The organism is Halobaculum sp. XH14, from assembly GCF_032116555.1.
GTDB classification, from domain to species: Archaea; Halobacteriota; Halobacteria; order Halobacteriales; family Haloferacaceae; genus Halorarum; species Halorarum halobium.
Genome location: NZ_CP134949.1, coordinates 1,752,127 through 1,776,395, shown reverse-complemented (window position 1 = coordinate 1,776,395; position 24,269 = coordinate 1,752,127). Strand labels below are relative to the sequence as shown.

The 24,269-nt window shown below is 69.4% G+C and carries 19 protein-coding genes; 8 read left to right on the top strand and 11 right to left on the bottom strand.

The window, feature by feature from the left end; translation table 11 throughout:
* Window positions 1-73 precede the first annotated feature (73 nt).
* The 4 genes from RJT50_RS09100 to RJT50_RS09085 all read right to left on the bottom strand — a co-directional run bounded on the left by RJT50_RS09100 (window position 74) and on the right by RJT50_RS09085 (window position 5,567).
* Window positions 74-2,101: an ABC transporter ATP-binding protein gene (locus RJT50_RS09100; RefSeq protein WP_313690914.1), complete on the bottom strand. Its 2,028-nt coding sequence runs from the start codon at window positions 2,099-2,101 to the stop codon at window positions 74-76.
* A gap of 130 nt (window positions 2,102-2,231) precedes the next feature.
* Window positions 2,232-3,137 (bottom strand): ABC transporter ATP-binding protein, encoded by a 906-nt coding sequence (locus tag RJT50_RS09095; protein ID WP_313690913.1) that lies wholly within the window; start codon window positions 3,135-3,137, stop codon window positions 2,232-2,234.
* Window positions 3,134-4,285, bottom strand: coding sequence for a FecCD family ABC transporter permease (locus RJT50_RS09090; protein ID WP_313690912.1), 1,152 nt, complete (start codon window positions 4,283-4,285; stop codon window positions 3,134-3,136). Before RJT50_RS09090 ends, RJT50_RS09095 begins: the two co-directional genes overlap by 4 nt.
* 121 nt (window positions 4,286-4,406) lie before the next feature.
* Entirely contained in the window at window positions 4,407-5,567 is a 1,161-nt protein-coding gene (locus RJT50_RS09085) for an ABC transporter substrate-binding protein (RefSeq protein WP_313690911.1), read from the bottom strand.
* Between the two features lie 173 nt (window positions 5,568-5,740).
* On the opposite strand from RJT50_RS09085, the gene RJT50_RS09080 reads away from it, so the two are divergent.
* The 5 genes from RJT50_RS09080 to RJT50_RS09060 all read left to right on the top strand — a co-directional run bounded on the left by RJT50_RS09080 (window position 5,741) and on the right by RJT50_RS09060 (window position 13,184).
* The gene (locus RJT50_RS09080; RefSeq protein WP_313690909.1) at window positions 5,741-6,283 is read left to right on the top strand and encodes an SRPBCC family protein; all 543 of its coding nucleotides are present in this window, start codon (window positions 5,741-5,743) and stop codon (window positions 6,281-6,283) included.
* Between the two features lie 105 nt (window positions 6,284-6,388).
* Window positions 6,389-7,726 carry a Trk system potassium transporter TrkA gene (trkA, locus tag RJT50_RS09075; RefSeq protein WP_313695958.1) on the top strand — a complete coding sequence of 446 codons (1,338 nt, stop codon included), beginning with the start codon at window positions 6,389-6,391 and terminating at the stop codon, window positions 7,724-7,726.
* The gene (locus RJT50_RS09070; protein WP_313690908.1) at window positions 7,723-9,225 is read left to right on the top strand and encodes a TrkH family potassium uptake protein; all 1,503 of its coding nucleotides are present in this window, start codon (window positions 7,723-7,725) and stop codon (window positions 9,223-9,225) included. Before trkA ends, RJT50_RS09070 begins: the two co-directional genes overlap by 4 nt.
* A gap of 99 nt (window positions 9,226-9,324) precedes the next feature.
* Complete coding sequence (locus RJT50_RS09065) at window positions 9,325-10,965, top strand: TrkH family potassium uptake protein (protein WP_313690906.1); 1,641 nt, start codon at window positions 9,325-9,327, stop codon at window positions 10,963-10,965.
* A 152-nt stretch (window positions 10,966-11,117) separates the two neighbouring features.
* A complete protein-coding gene (locus RJT50_RS09060; protein ID WP_313690904.1) occupies window positions 11,118-13,184 on the top strand; it encodes a hypothetical protein in 2,067 nt (688 codons plus the stop codon).
* Here RJT50_RS09060 and RJT50_RS09055 read toward each other — a convergent pair whose 3' ends face one another.
* The 5 genes from RJT50_RS09055 to gatC form a co-directional block, all read right to left on the bottom strand.
* The gene (locus tag RJT50_RS09055; protein WP_313690902.1) at window positions 13,185-13,316 is read right to left on the bottom strand and encodes a DUF7503 family protein; all 132 of its coding nucleotides are present in this window, start codon (window positions 13,314-13,316) and stop codon (window positions 13,185-13,187) included. It abuts the gene before it with no gap.
* A 194-nt stretch (window positions 13,317-13,510) separates the two neighbouring features.
* Entirely contained in the window at window positions 13,511-15,163 is a 1,653-nt protein-coding gene (locus RJT50_RS09050; RefSeq protein ID WP_313690900.1) for a TrkH family potassium uptake protein, read from the bottom strand.
* A 1-nt stretch (window position 15,164) separates the two neighbouring features.
* On the bottom strand, window positions 15,165-15,878 hold the full coding sequence (locus RJT50_RS09045; protein WP_313690898.1) for a potassium channel family protein: 714 nt from the start codon (window positions 15,876-15,878) through the stop codon (window positions 15,165-15,167).
* A gap of 96 nt (window positions 15,879-15,974) precedes the next feature.
* A complete protein-coding gene (gatA, locus tag RJT50_RS09040) occupies window positions 15,975-17,246 on the bottom strand; it encodes an Asp-tRNA(Asn)/Glu-tRNA(Gln) amidotransferase subunit GatA (protein WP_313690896.1) in 1,272 nt (423 codons plus the stop codon).
* The gene (gene gatC / locus RJT50_RS09035) at window positions 17,247-17,558 is read right to left on the bottom strand and encodes an Asp-tRNA(Asn)/Glu-tRNA(Gln) amidotransferase subunit GatC (protein WP_313690895.1); all 312 of its coding nucleotides are present in this window, start codon (window positions 17,556-17,558) and stop codon (window positions 17,247-17,249) included.
* 205 nt (window positions 17,559-17,763) lie between these two features.
* On the opposite strand from gatC, the gene RJT50_RS09030 reads away from it, so the two are divergent.
* Entirely contained in the window at window positions 17,764-18,747 is a 984-nt protein-coding gene (locus tag RJT50_RS09030) for a transcription initiation factor IIB (protein ID WP_313690894.1), read from the top strand.
* Between the two features lie 46 nt (window positions 18,748-18,793).
* Here RJT50_RS09030 and RJT50_RS09025 read toward each other — a convergent pair whose 3' ends face one another.
* A complete protein-coding gene (locus tag RJT50_RS09025; RefSeq protein ID WP_313695956.1) occupies window positions 18,794-19,867 on the bottom strand; it encodes an asparagine synthase C-terminal domain-containing protein in 1,074 nt (357 codons plus the stop codon).
* Between the two features lie 10 nt (window positions 19,868-19,877).
* On the bottom strand, window positions 19,878-20,561 hold the full coding sequence (locus RJT50_RS09020) for a PHP domain-containing protein (RefSeq protein WP_313690893.1): 684 nt from the start codon (window positions 20,559-20,561) through the stop codon (window positions 19,878-19,880).
* 117 nt (window positions 20,562-20,678) lie between these two features.
* Between RJT50_RS09020 and purL the strand changes: the two genes are divergently transcribed.
* Both purL and RJT50_RS09010 read left to right on the top strand, forming a co-directional pair.
* Window positions 20,679-22,883: a phosphoribosylformylglycinamidine synthase subunit PurL gene (gene purL / locus RJT50_RS09015; RefSeq protein ID WP_313690892.1), complete on the top strand. Its 2,205-nt coding sequence runs from the start codon at window positions 20,679-20,681 to the stop codon at window positions 22,881-22,883.
* A gap of 71 nt (window positions 22,884-22,954) precedes the next feature.
* Window positions 22,955-24,262, top strand: a complete 1,308-nt coding sequence (locus tag RJT50_RS09010; RefSeq protein ID WP_313690890.1) for a hypothetical protein — start codon at window positions 22,955-22,957, stop codon at window positions 24,260-24,262.
* Window positions 24,263-24,269: the final 7 nt, after the last annotated feature.

Genomic DNA, 24,269 nt, shown 5'->3' with positions numbered 1-24,269 from the left:
GTCGGATCGGTCGTCCGGAAACAGGAAAAGCGCGGGGGCACACGCTGCGCTCGTCGTGGGCCGTCGGAACGGGCTACTCGCCGTCCTCCGTGGACAGCACGGTTTCGGCCTGTCTCCGCCTGGCGCGCTCGACGAACTCCTCGGGCAGCGATTCGATCTCGCCGGCCTGGACGCCCCAGAGCTTGGCGTACAGGCCGTCAGCCTCGAGCAGTTCCTCGTGGCCGCCGCGCTCGACGACCTCGCCGCCCTCCAGCACGAGGATCTCGTCGGCGTCCTTCACCGTCGAGAGCCGGTGGGCGATGAGGAACGTCGTGCGGTCGGCCGCGAGCCTGTCGAGCGAGCGCTGGATGAGCATCTCCGTCTCCGTGTCGACCGCCGACGTCGCCTCGTCGAGCACCAGGATGTCGGGGTCCTGGAGCACCGTGCGGGCGATGGAGAGCCGCTGGCGCTGCCCGCCCGAGAGCTTCACGCCGCGCTCGCCGATGCCAGTCCCGTAGCCGTCCGGGAGGTTGGTGATGAACTCGTGGGCCTCGGCGGCCTCGGCGGCCTCGACGATGTCCTCGTGTACCTCGTCGTCGCCGTCGCCCCCGTCGCCTCGGGCCACGTCGACGTCGAACCGCCCGTAGCGGATGTTCTCCGCGACGGTGCCGTCGAAGAGGACCGTGTCCTGGCTGACGTAGCCGATCGACCGCCGGAGGCTCCTGGCGGTCACCTCGCGGACGTCGTGGCCGTCGATCCGGACCGCCCCCTCGTCCACGTCGTACAGCCTGAGCAGGAGTTTCAGCAGCGTGGACTTGCCCGCGCCGGTCGGGCCGACGAGCGCGACCGTCTCGCCCGGCTCGACGGAGAAGTCGATCCCGTCGAGGATCAGGTTGGCGGAGTCGGGGACGGGGTGACCGCCGTCCGCGTCGCCCCCAGCGGCATCCGGGTCGCCCTGGGCGTAACGGAAGGAGACGTCGTCGTACTCGACCGCGCCGTCGACGTCGTCGAGTTCGATGGCGCCGGGCTCGTCGGTCACCCGCCGGGGGATGTCCTGGAGCCCGAACACGCGCTCGCAGGAGGCCTTCGCGTTCTCGTACTGGGAGACGATGTTCGAGACCTCCGAGAGCGGCGTGACGAAGCGCTGGGAGAGCAGGATGAACGTGACGAACGCCCCCGAGGAGAGTTCGCCGGTGAGCGGGCCGGGGGCGGTGCCGTCGATGAGCCAGAGCCCGCCGACCACGAACGTCACGGCGAAAGAAACGCCCGCGAGCAGCTCCATGCCCGGCCGGTAGATGTAGTTGAGCCGGAGCATGGCGAGCGTCTTCCGGTAGTACGCGTGGGAGGTCCGCCGGACCCGCCCCGTCTCGTACTCCTCCGTCCCCGAGGTCTTCACGAGCTGGATGCCGCCCAGCGCGTTCTCCAGCCGGGTGTTCAGGTCCGCGACCGCCTCCCGCTGGGCGGCGTAACGCGGCTCGACAGCTTTCATGAACCAGTAGGTAAAGCCGACCATTGCGGGGACGGCGACGAGGGTGAGAAACGCCAGCTGTGCGTTCTCGAGGAACAGCACGACGCCGATGCCCAGCAGCATGACGCCGATGCGGACCGAGTTCTGGAGCGCGTCGTCGAGGAACCGCTCGAGGTTCGTCGCGTCGTTGTTGAGCACCGACATCACCTCGCCCGTCTGCTTGTCGTCGAAGAACCACATGTCCAGGTCCTGCATCTTCGCGTACGAGTCGGTCCTGACCGCGTGCATCACGCTGTGGGCGAAGTTGTTCGCGGCAACGCCGTACACCCACGTCAGGACCGCGGTCACGACGAACGCCCCGACGATGACCGCCGCGGAGAACCGGAACTGCACCGGGTCCGGCGCGGCCGTCGGCAGCAGCGAGGCCGGGATCAGCGGCAACGAGTAGGGGGCGTCGCCGTCGAACGCGCTGTCGATGGCCGCGCCGAGCACGACCGGCGGGAGCAGGCTCGCCGCCCGAGCGATGACGTTCGCGGTCATCCCGAGCACCAGCCAGCGCCACTCCCGCGTGCCGTACTCCGTAAACAGTCGGTAGAGCGGCCGCTCGACGCGGTCCCGGTAGACGTCGAAGACGCTCTCCTCCGCTCCGCTCATTCGTTACGAATCGAAACCCGACGGACCGCCTTATGTCTCCCGGGTTCGGGTTCGCCGGCGGGCGAACGGTCCGCGAGCCTCATCGTCGAAGCGGTGACTCGACACTCGTGCAGGGAGGCCCTCCGACCGCTCAGTCCGACTCCTCGTCGAGCGCGCGCCGCGGCGTCACGGTCGGGCCGTCCGGGCCGAAGCCGACGTCGGCTTCGACGCCGAACACCTCGCGAACCAGTTCGCCCGTCACCACCTCGTCGGGCGGTCCCCAGTCGAACGGCTCGCCGTCCTTGAGCGCGACGAGGTTGTCCGCGAAGCGGGCCGCCTGGCCGATGTCGTGGAGCACGACCGCGACGGTCACGCCTCGTTCGGCGTTGAGCTGCGTGACCGCGTCGAGCACCCGAAGCTGGTGGTGGAGGTCGAGATACGTCGTCGGCTCGTCGAGCAACAGCACGTCCGTCTCCTGGGCGAGCACCATCGAGAGCCAGGCGAGCTGCTTTTGTCCGCCCGAGAGGTCGCCGACCGGCCGCCCGGCCAGGTCCTCGACGCCCACGAGCGACAGCGCGCGGTCCACCGCCCGCTTGTCCTCGTCGCCGACGGGCTCGAAGAACCCGCGGTGCGGGTAGCGACCGTGCATCGCCAGCTCGCGGACCGTCGTCGAGTCGGGCGCGACGTTCTCCTGGGACAACATTCCGAGTTCCCTGGCGAGCTGCTTTGCGTCGTACGACTGGACGTCGGTGCCGTCGAGCAGCACCGAGCCCCTGTCGGGACCCATCTCCGCGGCCATCGAGCGCAACAGCGTCGACTTCCCGCTGCCGTTGGGACCGACCAGCGCCGTCACCTCGCCGGCCGGGACGACCAGCGTCTCGGCCTCGACGACGGGCTCGCCGTCGCCGTAGGAGAGCGCGACGTCGTCCACGAACAGCTCCGGGCTGTCGTCGGCGGGTCCGGCCGCCGAGTCCCCGGCCCGACCGGCCGCCACGTCGCTCGTCTCCTCGGCTCCGCCGGACGTCGCGTCCGGCTCCGCGTCGTCGAACGAGCTCATAGGTCCCCCAGCGCGCTCTTGCGGCGCATCAGATACAGGAAGTACGGCCCGCCGATGAGCCCCGTGACGATGCCGACCGGCACCTGTCCGGACGGCAGGCCGAGCCTCGCACCGACGTCCGCGACGGTCAACAGCGCCGGCCCGACGAACAGGCAGCCGACCATGAGGCGCTTGTAGTCGCTGCCGACGAGCTGCCGTACCATGTGCGGGACGATGAGTCCCGCGAAGCTGATGATGCCGCCGACCGCGATGGCGGTCGCGGCCGCCAGGATGGCGACCCCCGAGAGGAGAAACCTGGTCCGTTCGACCCGCATCCCGAGCGACCGGGCGGTTCGTTCACCCAGCAGCAGGATGTTCAACTGCCGCGACCCGATCAGCGAGAGGGTCAGCGCGAGGATCGTCCACGGGAACGCGGTCCGGACCTCCTCCCAGTTGACGCCGGTCAGCGAGCCGGTCGTCCACGCGATGGCAGTCTGGACGACGCCGAGGTCGTCGGCGACGAGGAACAGCCCAGTCTGGAGCGACTGGAACACCGTGCTGACGATGACGCCGGCGAGCACGAGCCTGACCGGGCTGGTTCCTCCCTGCCAGGCGATCGCGTACACGAGGAGGAACGCGGCAGCGCCGCCGAGCGCGGCGATGACGGGGAGGAGCTGTGAGAGGCCGGTGTACACCACGAGCGTGAGCAGGATGGCCAGCCCCGCGCCCGAGGAGACGCCGAGGATGTACGGGGAGGCGAGTTCGTTTCGCGTGACCGCCTGGAAGACCGCCCCCGAGACGGCGAGGTTCGCGCCGACGAACATCGCGACGATGACGCGGGGCATCCTGATCCGCCAGACGACCAGTGATTCGCGTGACAGCGAGACCTCCGCGGTCGAGATGCCGAGCGTGCGAGCCACGTCGGTCCCGAGCCCCTCACCGAGAAACAGGCGGAGGAACAGTTGCGGATTCGTCCAGACGACCGGGTCGAACACCGCCCGCCACGTCGTCGGGAGCGTCATCGTGTAATCGCCGAAGCTCACCTGAATCAGGCCGGAGACGAAGATCACGCCGAGGCTCGCGAGGATGACGGTGACGAGCGGCCCGTCGATCCACGAGACCCGACTCCGCAGTCCACCCACGCGCGGGGTCCGCGTCTCGCCGGCCATCACCGACCGCCCCCGATCCGACAGTGCATGTCATTTAGGCCGCCCTAATTCAGCAAAAGGCCTTCGGTCCGTCCCTCCCGCGGGGGAGGTATCGACGGGTGGCCCGTCGTCGTCGCCCGTCTCAGGCGTCGCCGTTCACGATGTCGGCCACTCGGCTCCGGTCGAACAGTTCGTCTTCGACGTCGTACACCTGGGAGGCGGCGCGTTCGGTGACGACGAGGTTCGTGATCGGCCCCTGATACAGCGGGCCGCCGCGGTAGACGTCGTCGCGCTGGACCGCGGTGAGCGAACTCGCCACGTCGTGGTCCTCCATGAAGGAGAGGACGGTGTTCCGGAACTCCTCGCCGGTCTTGGCCTCCTGACCGCGGAGCAGGATGATTTCGGGGTCGACTTCGAGCAGCGTCTCGTAGTCGATCTGGCCGCGGTTGCTGTGGAAGTCCTTCACGTCCGTCTCGGCAAGTGCGTCCCGGACCCGGAGGTCGTTCCACTGCTTGAAGCTCGTTCCCTCGCTCATGACGTACGGGAAGAACGCCTCGGGCTGGTCGCCGCCCGCCCAGAGGACGGCGGCCGCGGGGCGTTCGCCCTCCGGCGGGACGATCTCGGAGATCGACGCCTGAAACTCCTCGTGGAGCGAGGCGAACGCCTCGTAGCGATCCGTCCGCTGGAACACCCGGGCGAGCTTCTCGAACGCCTCCATGAGGCCGTAGTACTGGTAATCCTCGTGCCAGGTGTAGCCACGCGAGAAGATGCTGTTGCCGAAGAACGGCCCGATGTTCGCCTCGACCTCGTCGATGTCGGCCTGCTCCCAGCCGTCGAACCGGTTCATCAGGAAGTTCGGGTCGATGGCGTGGAAGTCGCCCTCGAGTTCGTAGAACAGTTCCTTGCTGACGCCGTCCTGGGACAGGTCGACCATCCCGCTCTTGTCGACGGAGACGCCGTCAATGCCGTCGTAGTACTGGGTGTGATAGCGGCCCGTGAGCCAGACGCCCTTCGGCGGTTCCATGCCGAGCGCGATGCCCATGTCGGCCCAACTCCCGTTGTTGGCAACCCACGTCTCGGGCACCGCGTCGAACGTCACGTCGCCGACCGGAGCCATCGACACCGTGTAGCTCGCCGATTCCGGCGTGGCGGCGTCGGTCGGTTCCTCGGTCGGTTCTACGGTCGGCGCGTCCGTCGCTTCGTCCGTCGGCGTTCCGGCCCCCGAATCGTTCGAGTTCAGACAGCCGACCAGTCCCGTCGTGAGCGCACCGGCACCCGCGCCGATGAAGTCTCGTCGTCGCATCGGTTTTTGGTTTGCCTAAAGGTAAGTAAGCCCTGCGATCTTTTGGCCGACCTAACAACGAGCCACGGTCACACACGGCGCCCTGGACGTGAGGCATCCGGTACCCTCGGACGCCTCGCCTGACCCGTCCTGTCCCCCGGAACCCTTACCTGAACTCCCGGACAGGATGGGGCGTGGACGAACTCGTCGTCTCGACCGACGTGTACGTGCCGCCCGCGGCGGCCTACGAGTTCCTGCTGGACTTCGAAGGCTACTCGCGCTACACCGAGTACCTCGACCGCGTCTCGCGGACCCACGGCGACGGCGGCGCGGGAAGCCGCTACGCGCTTCGCTTCTCCTGGTGGAAGCTCACCTACACCGCACGATCGGAGGTCACCGACGTCGACCCGCCGACGCGCATCGACTGGCGGGTGAGAAAGGACATCGACGCCCGCGGCCACTGGCGGATCGAACCGTTCGAGGAACTCCCCGAGGAGGCGCCTGCCGACGCGACCGAGGGCTGTCGGGTGACCTTCGAGGTTCGGTTCGATGCGGACTCGGCGGACGCCTCCGCCGTGTCGCTCCCCGCGTTCGTCTCGTTCGACTGGGTGCTCGATCGGGTGAAGCCGCTCATCCGCGAGGAGGCAGAGCGCATCATCGAGCGGGCCGTGCGCGAACTCGAAGGACGTAACCGCGACGTGCGACTGGACGTGCGGAGCGACGGGCAGGCGTTCTGAGGGCGACGTGACCGGCCGGGTGAGGGCCACACGGGCACGCGGTCGGTCGGAACCCTCATACCGCCCCCGACTGTGGGGCCACACAATGAACGGGGTGTGCGCCTAGTGCGGGTCGTCATCATCGGCGCGGGGCAGGTCGGCGAGTCCATCGCGGCTGATCTCGACGAGTCCAACGAGGTCATCGTCGTCGAGGAGGACCCGGAGCGCTGTGAGGAACTCACCTACGGCCTCGACGTGTTGACCATCAACGGGGACGGCACCTCCGTCGACACGCTCGAGGAGGCGGGCGTGGCCGACGCGGACATGGTGATCGCCTCGACCGACGACGACGAGACGAACATCGTCGCCTGTTCGACGGTGAAAGCGATCAGCGAGGCGTTCACCATCGCGCGCGTGAAGAAGACCGAGTACCTGAAGACCTGGCGGCGGTCGAACACGGCGTTCGGCATCGACTTCATGGTCTGTACGAACCTGCTGACGGCCCAGTCGATCGTCCGGGTCGTCGGCCTGCCGGGCGCGCTCGACGTCGACCCCTTCGCGGGCGGGAAGGTGCAGATGGCCGAGTTCGAGGTCGCGCCCGACAGCGACGTCGCCGGCCAGACGGTCGCGGAGGCGGACCGCTTCGACTCGCTCACCTTCGCGGCGCTGTTGCGTGAGGACGCGGTCATCATCCCGACCGGCGAGACGGTGATCGAGGGCGAGGACCGCCTCGTCGTCATCGGGAGCCCCGGAAGCGTCCGCGAGTTCGCCTCGACGGTCGCCAGCATCGACGAGCAGGACGAGGTGAACGAGGTGGTCGTCGTCGGGGGCTCGGAGGTCGGCTACCACGTCGCGCGGCTGTTCGAGGAGCGGGACGTCTCGGTCCGGTACATCGAGCAGGACGCCGACAGGGCGCGGGAACTCGCCGAGGACCTGCCGAACGCGGTCGTGCTCCAGTCGGACGCGACCGACGTGGACTTTCTGGAACGGGAGCACATCGCGGACGCCGACGTGCTCGTCAGCACCCTCGACTCCGACGAGAAGAACCTGCTCGCCTGCCTGCTCTCGAAGCGACTCGGCGTCGGGCGAACGGTGTCGATCGTCGACAGCGACCCGTACATCGACCTGTTCGAGACGGTCGGCGTCGACGTCGCCATCAGCCCGCGGGCGGTCGTCGCCGAGGAGATCACGCGGTTCACCCGCGAGGGGACCGCGGAGAACGTCGCGCTCATCGAGTCGGACAAGGCCGAGGTCATCGAGATCGAGGTGGGCGAGGACAGCCCCCTCGCGGGACGGACGATCCTCGATTCGGTCGCGGACCTCCCCGAGCGGGTGGTGTTCGGGGCGATCACGCGAAACGGGGCGTTCGTCACCCCCCGCGGTGACACCGTCATCGAGGCGGGCGACCACGTCGTCGCCTTCGCCCCCGCGGACGTCGCCGAAGGGCTGACCGCCCGGCTGTGAGTCTCCGCGTCGACTGGCGGGTCAGCGCCGGCATCCTGGGCCGCGTGCTCCGCTGGCTCACGCTCGCGCTGGCCGTTCCGGTCGTCGCGGCGCTCTGGTACGACGAGGCGCTCGGGCCGTTCCTCGCGGCCGCCGCCGTTTCGCTCGCCGTCGGGCTGTCCCTGGAGCGAATCGGTCGCTGGGACGCGGAGAACGTCGGGCCCCGCGAGGCGTACCTCGCGGTGTCGCTCGTGTGGCTCGCCATCGCGCTGGTCGGCGCGGTCCCGTTCGTGCTCGGCGGCGCGGGAGCGATCGCACGGCCCGAGTACGCGCTGTTCGAGTCGATGAGCGGCATCACGACGACGGGCGCGACGGTCGTCGTCGACTTCGGCGCACAGCCGCGGTCGCTGCTGCTCTGGCGTTCGCTCCTCCAGTGGCTCGGCGGGCTGGGCATCCTCGCGCTCGCGACGGCGGTGCTGGCGACGCTCGGCGTCGGCGGCGCACAGCTCATGGAGACCGAATCCCAGCTCGAGGACGTCAACAAGCTCACGCCGAGACTCATCGACACCGCCCGCATCATCTGGGGGCTATACGTCCTGCTCACCGTCGGTACCGTCGGGCTGTTGCTCGCGTTGCGGGTCTCGGGGCTGGCACCCGAGATGACCCCCTACGACGCGGTCGCACACGCGTTCACCTCCATCTCGACCAGCGGGTTCTCGCCGCGGCCCGACAGCGCCGGCGCGTTCTCGCCGGCCGTCCAGTGGGCGTTCGTGCTGGTGATGACCGTCGGTGCGACGAACTTCGTCCTGCTGTATCACCTGCTCGGTGGCGACCGCTCCCGGATCCGACGAAGCGACGAGTTCCGCTTCTACGTCGCCGTGCTCGCGGGCGCGTCAGCGCTGGTGTTCGCGTTGCTGCTCGTCACGCCCGGGAACGGCCCGCTCGGGGAGGAGACGCTCCGCCACTCCGCGTTCCAGGTGGTCTCGATCGTCACCACGACCGGCTACGCGACGCTCGATTACACCGTCTGGCCCGCCTCGGCCAAGCACGTCCTCTTCATGCTGATGTTCGTCGGCGGGATGGCCGGCAGCACGACCTGCTCGGTGAAGGCGCTCCGCTGGCTCGTCATCCTCCGCGCGTTCCGTCGTGACCTCTACACGACCGTCCACCCGGAAGCGGTCCGGCCGGTCAGGCTGAGCGGGCGGCCGGTCGACGAGGAGGCCGTCCAGGACATCTACGCGTACACGCTGCTGGTGATCGTCGGCTTCTTCCTGGGGGCGGTACTGCTCGTCGTCGACGCGGCCCGCGTCGGCCTCGCGCTCTCGGAGTTCGAGGCGCTCGGTGCCGCCGCCTCGACGTTCCTCAACATCGGGCCGGCGTTCGGCCTGGCGGGCCCGTTCGACAGCTACGCCCCGTTCCCCCGGTCGTCGAAGCTGCTGATGACGGTCCTGATGTGGGTCGGCCGGCTGGAGATCGTCCCGGTGCTCGTGCTGCTCACGCCGGCGTACTGGCGGTCCTGATCGGCCGACTGGTTCGGGTTCGAGCACGGAAACCGGGACACACGGGGCCGCTGTCCCGAAAGCGAGGCCTTCTTACGGTCGACTGGAGTGCCAGCGTGTATGTCCCGAAACGGGTGGTCGCTCACGGTTCGGTACCGGGCCAGCCTGAGCCTCCTGGGCACGGTTCTCCGCTACCTCTCGATCCCGCTGCTCGTGCCGCTGTTCGTTTCGGTCTACTACGACGAGCCGGTCGCGCCGTTCGTCGTCACGATTCTCCTCGCGGCGACGCTCGGGACGGCGCTCGAACGGCTCGACCCAGACCCCGACATCGGCGCGCGCGAGGGGCTGTTGATGGTCGCGCTCACCTGGCTCACGGTCGCCGTCGTGGGCGCGGTGCCGTATCTCGTGGAGGCCTACGGCGTCCCGGGGCTCGTCGCGCCGATCAACCCCGACTCGACGCTCGCCAACCCGGTGAACGCGCTGTTCGAGTCGATGTCCGGGTTCACCACCACCGGTGCGACCGTCCTCGGCGACATCTCCTTCGAGACGCACACCCGCGGGATCATGCTCTGGCGGCAGCTGACCCAGTGGCTCGGCGGGATGGGCATCGTCGTGCTCGCGGTGGCGATCCTCCCGGAACTGTCCGTCGGCGGCGCACAGCTGATGGACGCGGAGGCGCCCGGTCCGGGGATCGAGAAGCTGACCCCGCGAATCGCCGAGACCGCGCGGGCGCTCTGGGGCGCGTACATGGGGTTCACGCTGCTGGAGATCTGTCTGCTCTACGGGCTCCACGTTGCCGGCCCCCTATTCGGGACCCCCGGCCTCGCGCCGAACATGGGCCTGTACAACGCCGTCGCCCACGGGCTCACGACGATGCCGACCGGCGGGTTCTCGCCGGAGGCGCGATCGATCGAGGCGTTCTCGGCCGCGGTCCAGTGGGTCATCATCCCGTTCATGGTCGCGGCGGGGACGAACTTCGCGCTGTTCTGGCACGCGCTGACCGGCGACTTCGACCGACTCCTCGACGACCAGGAGTGGCACGTCTACCTCGGCGTCATGGGTGCGCTGACCGCGATCGTCGCGGGACTGCTGTTCGCCGGTGCCGGCTTCGTCGGGACCTCGCCGGCGAGTGCCACCTACGGGGCGGCGTACCTGCAGAACACCGTCGGTACCGTCGACGGCAGCGTCGAACCGGCGATCCGGCACGCGCTGTTTCAGGTGGTTTCCATCGTCACCACGACCGGCTACGCGAGCATCGACTTCAACACCTGGAGCCAGCCCCTCCAGTACACGCTGTTGTTCGGGATGTTCATCGGCGGCTCCGCGGGGTCGACCGGCGGGGCCGTGAAGGTCGTCCGCTGGTACGTCATCCTGAAGACCGTCCGCCGTGAGCTGTTCACGACCGCCCACCCGCAAGCCGTCAGGCCGGTCCGGCTGAACGGGCAGCCGCTCGACGAGCGGGCGATCCGGGGCATCTTCTCGTTCACGCTGCTGTACGTCGTGCTGTTCTTCGTCGGGACGCTAGTGCTGTTTTTCGACACCGTCCGGGTCGGGCAGGGGCTGACGGTGCTGGAGGCGATGAGCGCGGTCGCCGCGACGCTCGGCAACGTCGGGCCGGGCTTTGGCGTCCTGGGGCCGATGGGAAGCTATCGGTCCTTCTCGGAGTTCGGGAAGGTGTTGATGGTCGCGTTGATGTGGATCGGTCGGCTCGAGATCATCCCGGTGCTGGCCTGTCTCACCCCGGAGTTCTGGCGTCGCTGAGGAGAATCGGCGAACTCCCCGGTCTGATAGCTGGCACGTAATGCTTTAGTCGGGTCTCGGAAAGGGAAAGACGCGAAAATGAACCGACGATGGGGGGACGATGGTTCTCCGGACGCCGGCCGAACGTGCCCTGCGGAAGGGGAGCCGAGCGGGTGATCCGATTCGCGCGCGACGGGGACGACCTCCTCGTTCGTGACGACATCGAGGACGTCGTGTTTCGCGTCGACACCGCGGGCGCGGCAACCGACGGCGTCGGGACCGACGGGTTCGTCTTCCCGGTCGATTCGGCCGTCTCCTTCGGAACCGACCACGTCGCGTTCCGGAAACCGGTCGCCGTCTACGTCCGGCGCGACGACGAACTCGTCGACTCCTGTCCGCCGGGCGGGGAGACGTCGGTGGGGGCGGGCGAGTACGAGCTAGAGGTGTCCTCCGCGCCGATGAAGCTGTACCTCCGGCTCGACGGCCCGTTCGAGGTGGGTAGCGAGGCCGGGAGGACCAGCCTTCGCTTCGAGGAGCATCGGACCGTCCGGGTCGGCGCGCGCTCGTTCCACGGCCGGCCGGCGGGCACGGTCACCGTCCCCGAATCCCCCCGCGGGCTGATGGACGCGGTTTCGACGTTCGGGTCGGCGCTGGCGACGACCTCCCCGGAGCGGTCGTTCCCGACGCTTCGTGGCCACCCGCCGCTGGTCGCGTTCGACGACGAGCGCGAGGTCCCCTCGTTCGCCGGTCCGCCCGACACGGGCGTCACCATCGAGGTGCCGGCGGAGTGGGGGTCGGTCTACACCGTGTCGACGCTGGCCTACTACCTCGGTGCGACCGTGGTGCCCGGCGACCGGCCGCGGGTCACCGCGGCCGGGGCGTCCCACTCGCTTGCGGACGGGCGGCTCGCCGACGCCGCTCAGGCGCTCCTCGAACACGTGTTCCTCCTCGACTGTGCGGTCCGCACCGAAGGGTTCTACGACGTCGACCTGCACGAGCGCGCCACGGTCGAGTCCCGGGTCGACATCGACGCGGCCGCGCTGTACGAGTTGCCGGTCGACGAGCGGCTCGCCCGGTATTTCGATGTCCCGACCGACCCGCTCTCGGGAGTGCTCGACTGGCACCTGACCGCCGACGTCGCCGCCGAGCCCGGGAGCGCCGAACTGCTCCCGTTCGTGGTCAACGACCTGTCCGCGATCAGGGACCCGGCGACAGCGTCGGCCGCCGGGGCGGACGGCGCGGAATCGCTGGGTGGGCTCTACCGGTCCGACGAGAACGAAGCGGCTTCCTGCGGCGGCGAGACTCCGGCGTCGGCGTTCGAGGACGAGACGGTCGTCACCCCGGAGCCGGTCGACACGGTCGGTCACACCTGGGTCGGGGACGGCTATCCGGTCGGGGCGTCCAAGCCCACGGTGGGCTCGTATCGACGGCGCATCGACCAGCCCGCCTCCGAGTCACACGTCATCGACGTTCAGGTGGTCTGCAACGAGGACGAGATGCGCGAGGAGACCGAGCAGCTGTACGGCTTCCGCGACTACCTCGAGTTCGACATCGACATCGCCTACGACCGCTCGCGCGAACAGCTCCGCTCCCTGCTCGCGGACGATCACGACTTCTTCCACTTCGTCGGCCACGTCGACGCGGACGGCATGAAGTGTGCGGACGGCTACCTCGACCTCCACACCCTGGAGACGACGGGCGTGAAGGCGTTCCTCCTGAACGCCTGCACCTCCTACGCACAGGGGATGGAGCTCGTCCGCGCGGGCAGCATCGGCGGGCTCGTGACGACCACCGACGTCGGGAACATCATGGCGACCAACGCCGGCCGGACGATGGCGCGCCTGCTCGACTACGGCTTCGACCTCCACGGCGTGCTCGACGTGGTACGAAAGGTCCACGTCGTCGGCGGCGCGTACTCGGTCGTGGGCGACGCGGGGGTGACGCTGTGTCAGGCAGGGAGCGGCACGCCGACGCTCGTCGAACTCAAGTCCAGGGAAAAGCCCGGAGCCGACTCGTTCCGGATCGTACATCGGGCCTACACGACGCGGAACTACGGGGTCGGGAGCCTGTTCGTCGACTTCTTCACCGACGAAGGTACCCACTATCTCGCGGGAAGCGTCCCGCCGTCGCTGACCATCTCACGCGAGCGACTCGAGGAGGCGACCACACAACAGCGGACGCCGCTGCTGGTCGATTTCGAACTGGTGTGGTCCGACGAACTGAACTTCGAAGAACTCTGATTACGGACCGTTGATCGCCGCCGCGGTCGCCGCGCCGTTACCGGCGCTGGCGAGCAGCATCGTCATCATGAACACTGCGCCGCAGGCTTTCGGGTGCTGTGCGAGGTACGTCTTGACCGGGTTGTCGGACATGACGTTTCATTCCCGGTGCGATTGCGATGAATATTTACCTAAATGTTCCTGTAAATTCGAACGGTGAATGAAATTGAAAACTTCGCTCGAACTGGATGTAGTCAGAAAACACCGAATAACGACTCTCTATACACTATTCTCACTTCGGGTAGCGGGAGTACATAAGTGATGTGAAACCGTCCAGTCAGTTCGGGTTACGGGTCCATCCCGAACAGTAGCGAGCGCCCGAACACGAGCACCGGGATGATCTCCAGGCGACCGACCCACATGTTCAACAGGAACATGGCTTCGGCGAGCGGTGGCATCGCCGGACCGGTGATACCCGTCGAGAGGCCGACGTTCCCCTGCGCGGAGGCGACCTCAAACAGCGCGTCCTCGTAGCCGAAGGAGGGGCCAACGACGTTCGTCAGGACGAACGACGAGACGACGAGCAGAATCACCCAGAGGAGCGAGACGATGGCCGCCTCGGCGAACTCGCGGTTCATCTCGTTCCGGTCGAGGGTCCGGTCACCGATGTCGGCGGTGACCACCGCGTTCGCGGGGAGGAACACGCGCCCGAACTGCCAGACGATGCCGCGGCCGATTGTGTACGCGCGGATGATCTTGATGCCGCCGACCGTCGACCCCGCCGCGCCGCCGACGACCATCGCACAGGAGACGACGAGCTTGCCGCCAGCGCTCCACTCGCCGATCGAAGACGACTGGAACCCCGTACAGGTGAGCGCGCTGACGAACTGGAACGCGCTGTCCCTGGCAGCGTCCGCGGCGGTCGGGCCGATCAGCGACCCGATGCCGAGCCAGTCGGTCGCGCCGAACGCCCCGCTCGCGTACTCGAGCGCCGAGACGTTTTGAGCGACGAGGAGCGCCGATCCCGCTCCGAGCAGGAGGAACAGCCAGCGAGTCTGTAGGTCGTCGGCCAGGCGGGTGAGGTCCCGGTTCCGGAGGACGCCGTAGTGGACCGGAAACGCGATTGCACCGACCGTCATCACCGGCAGCAGGACGGCCTCGATGAGCGGGGAGTCGTACGTGGCGATGGAGTCGTCCGTGACGGAGAAGCCGCCGGTGGAGAGCCCGGTCATGGCGTGGTTGAGCGCCTGCCATGCCGCCTCGACGAGGGGGAGCGACGAGCCGTAGTCGCTCGTCCTGATGGCGACGAACAGGGCGAGGACCGAGACGAACGTGTACCCGAGGAATATCTTCCAGAGCGTCCTGACGGTCGAGATGATGCTCGGGTGGATCCGCTTCTCGCGGGCCTCGCTCCTGTAGAGCGCGTAGCTCCCGCTCCCCGGTCGAGCGAGGACGGACACCGTGAGGACGATGACGCCCACGCCGCCGACCCACTGGATGAACGACCGCCACCAGAGCAGCGTCCGCGGGAGCGACGGTTCGTGGATTGCCATCGTGAGGCCGGACCCCGTCCACCCCGACATCGACTCGAACAGCGCGTGGAGCGGGTCTCGAAAGTAGCGGAGGCTCGACTCCGCGTACTGGGCCCCCTGGGGAACGAACGACGCGGCGACGGCCGACGGCGTGACGAACGCCGAAAGCAGGAACGGGAGCGCGCCGAACAGGGCCGTACAGAACCACCCCGTGGCGGCGATGACCATGCCGTGTTTCATCCGCGGTGCCGGGGCGTCGGCGAAGGTCATGCGCGCCCCGAACCCGACGGTGACCGTCAGTCCGCCGGCCAGCAGGAACGCGAACGCCTGGTAGAACTCGCGGAACGCGAGCGCCAGGACGACGGTGACCGTCATCATCGTCGCCTGCATCACCAGCAGCGAGCCCACGTCCCTGGCGACGATCGCGAGGTCCGCCGGCACTCCCGCGACCGTCCGACGGCGACTCATCTCACGTCGCCCCGCCGCCGTTGGGGCCACGATCGGCGTTCGCCTCGAAGTGGCCGAACACGTCCGTCACCTCCGGGGTGGCTCCCCGTCCGGAGAACACCGTACAGAGGTCGCCGGGAAGCGCCCTCGTTCCTCCCCGGGGGGTGATGGGATCTGCACCGCCGTCGCGCTCGATGGCGACGACGAGCATGTCGTCCGTGATGTGGCCGGCGTCCCGGGCCTCCTCCATCGTTTCGCCCGCGATCGGAGCGTCCTCGGCCACGCGGATCTCGAACACCTCGGCCTCCTGTCCGACCCGCATGTAGTCGACGATGGAGGGACGCTTGACCGCCCGGTAGAGGTACTCCGCGATGAGTCGCTGCGGGTTCTCCATGGTGTTCACGCCGATCCGACGGAACAGCGCCATGTGTCGTTCGTCGTGGACGACCGAGACGATCTCGGGCACCTCGAGTTCCTTCCCGAGCAGGCACACCATGATGTTCGTAGCGTCGTGGTCGGTCGTGGAGACCAGCGCATCGGCACGCTCCGCGCCCGCGTCCTCGAGGACGTCCCGCGTCGTCGCGTCGTCGTTGATGACCAGACAGTCGAACTCGGCGGCGGCGGCCTCCGCCTTTTCCTGGTCCCGTTCGACGACGACGACCTCGTTCCCGCCGTCGACCGCGAGTTCGATGAGCGGCGTGCCGATGTTGCCGGCACCGACGATGACCACGTACATGTCCTCGGACTGAACGAGGGGACTCCGAAAAGCCATCGTTCCGATCACGAAGCCGGAAATCGCCCGACATATGGCGTCGAACTGGCCGGTCGGCTCTTATTCCTCGACCGCGCTCGCCGCCCGCACGATCGTCTCCTCGCCGAACTTCGGTCCGACGAACTGCATGCCCACCGGGAGCCCGTCGGCCTCGCCGGCGGGAACGGAGATCGCCGGGAGGTTCGCGAGGTTGACGGGGACGGTGTTGGCGTCCATCAGGTAGAGCGAGAGCGGGTCCTCGAGGCTCTCGCCGCGTTTCGGGGGAAGGACTGGCATCGTCGGGGTCGCGAGCACGTCGGCCTCCGCGAGCGCCTCGTCGAAGTCCCGTTTCACCCAGGCGCGGGCGTCCTGCGCCTTCTTGTAGTACTTGTCGTGATAGCCGGCGGAGAGCGCGTACGTGCCCAGCAGGATCCGACGTTTCACCTCGGGGCCGAATCCGTCCTCGCGGGCGCGGGCGAACGACTCGTTCCAGTCGCCCTCGCCGCCGGAAACGCCGTACCGAACCCCGTCGAACCGCGCGAGGTTCGAGGACGCCTCCGACATGGCGATGACGTAGTACGCCTGGACCGCGTGGTCGACCGACGGCAGGGACACCTCGACGGTGTCGACGCCCCGCGATTCGAGGTCCGCGAGCGCAGACTCGAACACGGTCACGACCGCCCCGTGGGCACCCTCGACCAGTTCCGTCGGGACGCCGACCGTGAGGCCGTCGACGTCGCCGTCGGCGGCCGCCGCGTAGTCGGCGTCCGCGCCCGCGTCCCTCGTCGTCCCGTCGTTCTCGTCCGGGCCGGCGATGACGCTCAACAGCTCCGCGGCCTCCTCGACCGTCGGCGCGAGCGGACCGATCTGTTCGAGCGAGTTCGCGTAGGCGACGAGGCCGTAGCGCGAGACCAGCCCGTACGTCGGCTTGATGCCGACGACGCCACAGAACGCCGCGGGGTTCCGGACCGAGCCGCCGGTGTCGGAGCCGAGCGCGAGGTCAGCCCGGCCGGCAGCGACCGCCGCCGCTGACCCGCCCGAGGAACCGCCGGGGACCCGCTCCGGGTCGACCGGGTTCTTCGTCGCGCCCCAGGCGGACGTCTCGGTCGTGCCGCCCATCCCGAACTCGTCCATGTTCGCCTTGCCGACGACGGTGGCGCCGGCGTCCCGCACGCGCTCGACGACCGTCGCGTCGTAGGGCGGCACGTACCCCTCGAGCATCGCGGATCCGCACGTCGTCCGGACGCCCTCCGTCGAGATGTTGTCCTTGACGGCGATGGTTTTCTCGGCCAGCGGGCCCTCGTCGGCTCCCTCGATGGTCGCCTCGGTGACGATGGCGTTGTAGTCGGTCATCTACGACACCCGCGGCCCCTTGAAGAACCCTTCCTCCGACTCGGGAGCGTTCGAGAGCGCCGCCTCCTGGTCGAGTCCCTCGCGGGCCTCGTCGGTTCGCATCACGTTGACGAGCTCCGGTTCGTCCTCGACGGCAGGAACCTCGTCGAGCGCCTCGAAGTACGAGAGCACGTCCGAGAACTGCGCCGCGAACGACGCGGCCTCCTCGTCGCTCAGGTCCACCCTGGCGAGTTCGGCCACGTGGCGGACCTCGGCGGAGTCGACGCCGTCCCCGGCGCCGGCGGTCCCGTCCGCGTCGGAGGTGTCAGTCATGGTCGATGGCTGGCCCGGACCGGGAGTAAGGGTTTCGATAGCACGTACTCCCTCGCCCGACTCGGCGCTCGAACCGGATCCTCGGGGCGCGTTCGGGTCGCTACACGCCCGTACGTCGCCACCACGTTTAACCCGCTTCACGCCCAATAGTATATTACGTTGAACAACTCGGAGAGCCATCTCCCCGGTCCCACCCCACCAGATAATGAGTGAAAACGTCCGCGACTACACGGACGAGCGTTCCGAGCAGCGAGAGGCCGACGAGCTCGAATCAGAACGGGAGCGTGAAGACCTCCAGTGTCCCGAGTGCGGCGGCGACCTCGTCGCCGACTCCGAACGGGGCGAGACGGTGTGCCGGGACTGTGGGCTGGTGGTCGAGGAGGACGAGATCGACCGCGGGCCCGAGTGGCGTGCGTTCGACTCGGCCGAGAAGGACGAGAAGAGCCGCGTGGGCGCGCCGACGACGAACATGATGCACGACAAGGGGCTCTCGACGAACATCGGCTGGCAGGACAAGGACGCCTACGGCAACCAGCTCTCGGGTCGCCAGCGGGAGAAGATGCAGCGACTGCGCACGTGGAACGAGCGGTTCCGGACGCGGGATTCGAAGGAGCGGAACCTCAAACAGGCGCTGGGGGAGATCGACCGGATGGCCAGCGCGCTCGGCCTGCCCGAGAACGTCCGCGAGACGGCGTCGGTCATCTACCGGCGCGCGCTCGCGGACGACCTCCTGCCCGGCCGGTCGATCGAGGGCGTCGCCACCGCGAGCCTCTACGCTGCCGCCCGCCAGGCCGGCACCCCCCGCTCGCTCGACGAGATCTCGAACGTTTCCCGCGTCGAGAAGGACGAGGTCGCCCGCACCTACCGCTACGTCGTCCGGGAGCTGAAACTGGAGATCCAGCCGGCCGACCCCGAGAGCTACGTCCCCCGGTTCGCCTCCGATCTCGGGCTCTCGGACGAGGCGGAGCGCCGCGCCCGAACCCTGCTCCAGAGCGCGAAGGAAGCTGGCATCCACTCGGGCAAGTCGCCGGTCGGGCTCGCCGCCGCGGCCGTGTACGCCGCGTCGCTGCTCACGAACGAGAAGGTGACACAGGGCGAGGTGAGCGAGGTCGCGAACATCTCGGAGGTCACCATCCGAAACCGGTACCACGAACTGCTGGAGGCCGAGGGGCGGGCCGACTTCCGCTGAACGCGGCTCCGACGGGGTGGCCGTGACTCCCCCTTGTTCTGGCTACTCACTCCAGCAGCGACTCGATGTACCGCCCGACGTGGTTCTCCATCCGTCGCTTGAACCCGGCCCGACGGGCGAGCCGGTCGAGTTCCCGGGAGACGTACGTCCCGTACTGGACGGCCTTCTTGTCCGCGGTCCGTACCGACTCGGGGACCAGATCCGTCGCGGCCGCCCGGAGCGCGACCTTCCGTTCGTCCCCCGTGGCGATCCGGTCGCCGGGAAGCCGAAGCGCCGCCTCGACGACCGAGTCCCGGAGGAACGGCGCGACGGGCTCGACCCCCGCGGCCCGGAGCGCGAGCACGTCGCGTTCTAACTGATCGGGGAGCGTGAGCACCGTCTCGCGGCGCGCGCCCCGGACCGTGTCGGCCTCGACCCGGTGGTCGGAGCCGGGCGAGACCACCTTCGCGTAGCCGCCGAACAGTTCGTCCGCGCCCTGCCCGACCGCGAGCCGACCGTGACCGTCCGCGGCCGCGCGCTCGGCGACGAGGTACAGCGGGAGCGCGATCCCCACGTCCATCGGGTTGCTCCGACCCGTCGCCGCGACGATCTCGGGGACGACGCGTCGAAGGTCGTCGTGGGACAGTTCGACCACGGTGAGCTCCCGGCCCGTCTCGTCGGCGGCGTCCCGGGCGGCGGCGACGTCGTGGCTCCCCTCGAACCCCGCGACGTACAGCGGCGCGTCCGGAACCCCGGCGGCCACGAGCGCGGAGTCGACGCCGCCGGAGAACGCCACCGCGAGCCCGTCCGGATCGACCGCAGTGGCGGAGTCCACGACAGCGTCGGTGACGGACCGCTGCGCCTCGAGGCCGGCCGTCGGCTCCGGGTCCGGAAGCGTCCAGACTCGCCGGTCGCCGTCCTCCGTCCGCACGTGGCCCGCGGGAACCGGGGTCGGCGCCCGAAGCGTCGTCGGGTCGAAGCTCCAGGCTCCCGGCTCGTCGGCTTCGGAAAACACCGGCCGGCGGCCGAGCACGTCCCGGACGAGCGCGCCGTCGAGTTCGCCGGCAAAGCCCGTCCCGCCCGGGAGCGGGTCGCCGTCGGCGAGCGCGTCGCGGACCAGTTCCGCCGGAGCGCCGTCGATCCGCGTCACGTCAGAGGAACTGGGCCATCCGTCGCCGGACGCGGCGCTTCGCCCCGCCGGCGGCCTGCCGGAAGGAGATGTGCCAGGGCGTTCGCTGGCCGACGACGCTGGTCCGACCCTCGCGGATCGCGTCCAGCACGGCCGTTTGCGTCCGGTCGTCGGCCCCGACCTCGGTGACGGCCTGGCCGACCATCTCCGCGATGTGGGCGTCGCTGCCGGCGGTCATCGGCACGCCGTGGTCGAGCGCGAACGCCTCGGCCTTCCGGTTCGCGCGGCCGGTGAGCAGCCGGGAGTTGTACACCTCGATGGCGTCGGCGCGGGCGAGCTGTTCGTCGGTGACGTGCGGCTCGACGCCGTGTCTGGACTTCTGGAACGGGTGCGGGATGACCGAGAGCCCGCCCTGGTCCGCGATGCGGTCGAGCGTGTCGTCGAACGGGAGCCCGGCCGGGATCGGCTCCTCGATGCCGAGCGCGAGCACGTGGCCGGCGGCGCTCGTGACCTCCATCCCGGTGATGCCGACGAGGCCGTACTCGTCGGCCCGGTCGGCGGCCTCCAGGCTCGCGTCGAGTTCGTCGTGGTCCGTGACGGCCAGCGCGTCCATCCCGACGGCGGCCGCCTGTTCGAGCAGCATGTCGACGGGGTCGCGCCCGTCGTGTGAGAGCTCCGAGTGACAGTGCAGCTCGACCGATAGCACGTCCGGCGCTTGTGGCGGCCGGTAAAAAAGATACGCGGTCCGACCGTTCCGGCGACGAATGGGCACGTCCGTGCACATGAAAAGCCATTTGACCGCCGAGGGTAGCCGTACATGTGGATGAGTCTCCCCGACGCGGACCGCGAACTCGTGACCGCGGAACTCGGCCGCGACCCCACGCCTGCGGAGGCAGCGCTGTTCGAGAACCTCTGGAGCGAACACTGCGCGTACCGCTCCTCGCGCCCCCTGCTCGGCGCGTTCGAGAGCGAGGGCGAGCAGGTCGTCGTCGGCCCGGGCGACGACGCCGCGGTCGTCGCGCTGCCGTCGCCCGACGCCGACACGGCGGCCGACGACGATGCCGCCAGCGACGCGACTGACGGGGACACCTACGTCACGCTGGGCATCGAGAGCCACAACCACCCCTCCTACGTCGACCCGTTCGACGGCGCGGCCACGGGCGTCGGCGGCATCGTGCGCGACACGATGAGCATGGGCGCGTACCCCATCGCGCTGACCGACTCGCTCTACTTCGGCCCGTTCGACCGGGAGCACTCCCGCTATCTGTTCGAGGGCGTCGTCGAGGGAATCAGCCACTACGGCAACTGCATCGGCGTGCCGACCGTGGGCGGCTCCGTCGCCTTCCACGAGGGGTACGAGGGCAACCCGCTCGTCAACGTCGCCTGCCTCGGACTCACCTCCGCGGACCGACTCGTGACGGCGGTGGCGCAGGAACCTGGCAACAAGCTCGTCCTCGTCGGCAACGGTACCGGCAGGGACGGCCTCGGCGGCGCGTCGTTCGCCTCCGAGGACCTCGCGGAGGACGCGGAGACGGAGGACCGACCCGCGGTGCAGGTCGGCGATCCATACGCCGAAAAGCGGCTCATCGAGGCGAACGAGGCGTTCCTCGACGAGCGCCTGCTCGTCTCCGCGCGCGACCTCGGTGCCGCCGGGCTGGGCGGTGCCTCCTCGGAACTGGTGGCGAAGGGTGAACTCGGCGCCCGGATCGACCTCGACGCCGTTCACCAGCGGGAGCCGAACATGAATGCGCTCGAGATCCTGCTCGCCGAGTCCCAGGAGCGGATGTGCTATGAGGTTCGCCCCGGCGACGTCGACCGCGTCCGCGAGATCGCCGACCGGTTCGACCTCGGCTGCTCGGTCATCGGGGAGGTGACCGACGGGAACTACGTCTGCACGTTCGCCGGGAGCGGGGCACGGAGCGCCTCGGACGGTCCGGACGGTGACCGCGAGACGGTCGTCGACGTTCCCGCCGAGTACCTCGCCGACGGCGCGCCGATGAACGACCTCCCGCGAGCGGAGCCGAGCCAGCCGGATCGGGACCTCCCGACGAGCGACCTCGCCGACGCGTTCGAGGCGGTCGTCGGAACCCCGAGCACGGCGAGCAAGCGCTGGGTGTACCGCCAGTACGACCACGAGGTCGGGACCCGAACCGCCGTCGGACCGGGCGACGACGCGGCCGTGATCGCCGTCCGCGAGGCGGACGTAGGCGTCGCGCTCTCGGCGGGCGCGGAGCCGCGCTGGACCGACGCGGCCCCGTACGAGGGCGCACGGGCGGTCGCGCTCGAAAACGCCACGAACCTCACCGCGAAGGGGGCGAGCCCGCTCGCGGCGGTCGACTGCCTGAACGGCGGAAACCCGGAGAAACCGGAGGTGTACGGCGCGTTCGCGGAGGCGGTCGACGGGCTGGCGGACATGTGCTCACAGCTGTCGGTCCCGGTCGTCGGGGGGAACGTCTCCCTGTACAACGACTCCGCTGCGGGCCCGATCCCGCCGACGCCCACGCTTGCGATGATCGGCACGACGGGCCAGTACTCGGCCCCGCCCGCGTCGGTCACGGGCGAGGGCGAACTGCTGCTCGTCGGCGAGGCGGGCGACGCGCTCGGCGGCTCGGAGTACCTCGCGCAGGTGGGCGGGACCGACCGGTTCCCGGCCCTGCCGGACGACCCGACGGCCGTCCTCGAGGCGCTGGCCGACGTCACAACACGGGAAGCCACGCTCGCGGTCCACGACGTGAGCCACGGCGGCCTCGCGGTCGCGCTCGCTGAACTGGTCGGTGCGGACGCGGGCGTCGAGGCGACCGTCGCTGACGCCCCCTCGCTGTTCGACGAGACGCCGGGGCGCGCGGTCGTGGAGACGACCGACGCCGACGCTGTCGTCTCGGCGTTCGAGGGACTCGCGCCGGTCGAACGGCTCGGGACCGCGACCGGCGACTCGACGCTCTCGCTCACGGTCGGCGACGAGCGAATCGAGTACGACGTCGACGAGATACGCGAACTCCGGAGCGTCATCGAGCGGGAACTCGACTAGCTCCCTCCAGCAGCAGTACCCCCGTTACGGGCCGGGAGTAGGCTTAGGGAGTTCGCCGTCAATCGGTTCGTATGCGATCGACCACGGTCCTCGTCGCGCTTCTCCTCGTCCTGGCGGGCTGTGGCGCGGGCGGCTCGGTCGGTCCGTCGGGACCGCTCGCCGACGGCGCCGGGGCCCCGTCGGGCGTCGACCGGACGGAAACGCCAGCCCCGAACGCGACCACGGTGACGACGCCGACGAAGCCGGACGCGACCCCGGCACCCCGGTCGCTCGCGGACACATACGACATCGAGACTGAGGGCGGTGTGCTTCCGGTGGACTACTCGCTCGTCCACGCGCGGGTGACGGTCATGGTGAACCGGACGGACACCGCCCCGCCCGAGGAAGTGGTGATCGAGCCGAACGCGCGGATGGGGATCGGGACGAGCCGCTACCCCGAGTTCTACCGGCTCCTCGGCATCAGGATTCCCGAGGACCGGGACCGCGCACTGACGGCCGCCGCCTACGTTTCCGGCCCCGAGACGGTGACGGTGAACCGGCTCATCCTCAACCGGACCGGCGACACCGAGCGGACGCTCGCCCACGAGTCGGTCCACGTCGTCCAGTACCGGACCGGGGCGTTCCGACGGACGTCCGAAGGCGTCCTCGCGGGCCGGCCCACGACCGACGACTCGCTGGTCCAGCGCAGCATCACCGAGGGGATCGCCACGTACACGGAGTCGGCCTACGCCGAGCGGTACGGCTCCGACAACGCGATGCCGATCCGAACGATGGGCGAGCGCTACCGGAACGGCAGCGGCGCGGTTCGGTTCGGCCTCGCTCCCTACTACTTCGGCGCTCGCTACGCGGACCGCCGCGTCGACTCGCCCGCGGAGACCCGGGAGATCTACCGCGATCCGCCCCGGACGACCGAGGAGCTGATCCACGGCGCGGAGCCGGGCAGCGAGCCGGTCGAGAACCCGGACGTGGCCTCGAGGGACGGTGACGGCTGGGAGGTCGTTCCGGGGAGTCGGGATTCGTTCGGCGAACTGTTCGTCCGCGTCGTGCTCGGGAGCCCGATGAACGAATCCGTCGCCGCGTGGGGCGCCGACGGCTGGGCCGGCGACCGCCGCGTCGCGTTCAGGGACACGTCCGCGAGCGGCCGGACCGTCGGCTACGCCTGGGCGCTGACGTTCGAGGACCGGGCGAACGCGACGGAGTTCGAGGCGGCGTTCGCGGAGTGGCGGAAGGCCCGACCCGGCGAGGGACCGATCAGGACGGAGCGGGTCGGCGCGGAGACGGTCGTCGCGTACCTCGGCGACGAGTCGTTCGTCGAATCGGCGGACGCCAGCCAGGGGGCTGGAACGGTGACGGTGAGCGTCGAAGACGGGTCGACCTGAAGCGATC

What these genes read in the sequence shown, in the direction of transcription:
- RJT50_RS09030 (WP_313690894.1), top strand. Translation starts at nt 17,764, where the DNA reads ATGAGTGAAAACGTCCGCGACTACACGGACGAGCGTTCCGAGCAGCGA.
- RJT50_RS09085 (WP_313690911.1), bottom strand. Translation starts at nt 5,567, where the DNA reads ATGCGACGACGAGACTTCATCGGCGCGGGTGCCGGTGCGCTCACGACG.
- RJT50_RS09095 (WP_313690913.1), bottom strand. Translation starts at nt 3,137, where the DNA reads ATGAGCTCGTTCGACGACGCGGAGCCGGACGCGACGTCCGGCGGAGCC.
- RJT50_RS09090 (WP_313690912.1), bottom strand. Translation starts at nt 4,285, where the DNA reads ATGGCCGGCGAGACGCGGACCCCGCGCGTGGGTGGACTGCGGAGTCGG.
- RJT50_RS09055 (WP_313690902.1), bottom strand. Translation starts at nt 13,316, where the DNA reads ATGTCCGACAACCCGGTCAAGACGTACCTCGCACAGCACCCGAAAGCC.
- gatA (WP_313690896.1), bottom strand. Translation starts at nt 17,246, where the DNA reads ATGACCGACTACAACGCCATCGTCACCGAGGCGACCATCGAGGGAGCC.
- RJT50_RS09010 (WP_313690890.1), top strand. Translation starts at nt 22,955, where the DNA reads ATGCGATCGACCACGGTCCTCGTCGCGCTTCTCCTCGTCCTGGCGGGC.
- RJT50_RS09050 (WP_313690900.1), bottom strand. Translation starts at nt 15,163, where the DNA reads ATGAGTCGCCGTCGGACGGTCGCGGGAGTGCCGGCGGACCTCGCGATC.
- RJT50_RS09100 (WP_313690914.1), bottom strand. Translation starts at nt 2,101, where the DNA reads ATGAGCGGAGCGGAGGAGAGCGTCTTCGACGTCTACCGGGACCGCGTC.
- RJT50_RS09065 (WP_313690906.1), top strand. Translation starts at nt 9,325, where the DNA reads ATGTCCCGAAACGGGTGGTCGCTCACGGTTCGGTACCGGGCCAGCCTG.
- RJT50_RS09045 (WP_313690898.1), bottom strand. Translation starts at nt 15,878, where the DNA reads ATGTACGTGGTCATCGTCGGTGCCGGCAACATCGGCACGCCGCTCATC.
- gatC (WP_313690895.1), bottom strand. Translation starts at nt 17,558, where the DNA reads ATGACTGACACCTCCGACGCGGACGGGACCGCCGGCGCCGGGGACGGC.
- purL (WP_313690892.1), top strand. Translation starts at nt 20,679, where the DNA reads ATGAGTCTCCCCGACGCGGACCGCGAACTCGTGACCGCGGAACTCGGC.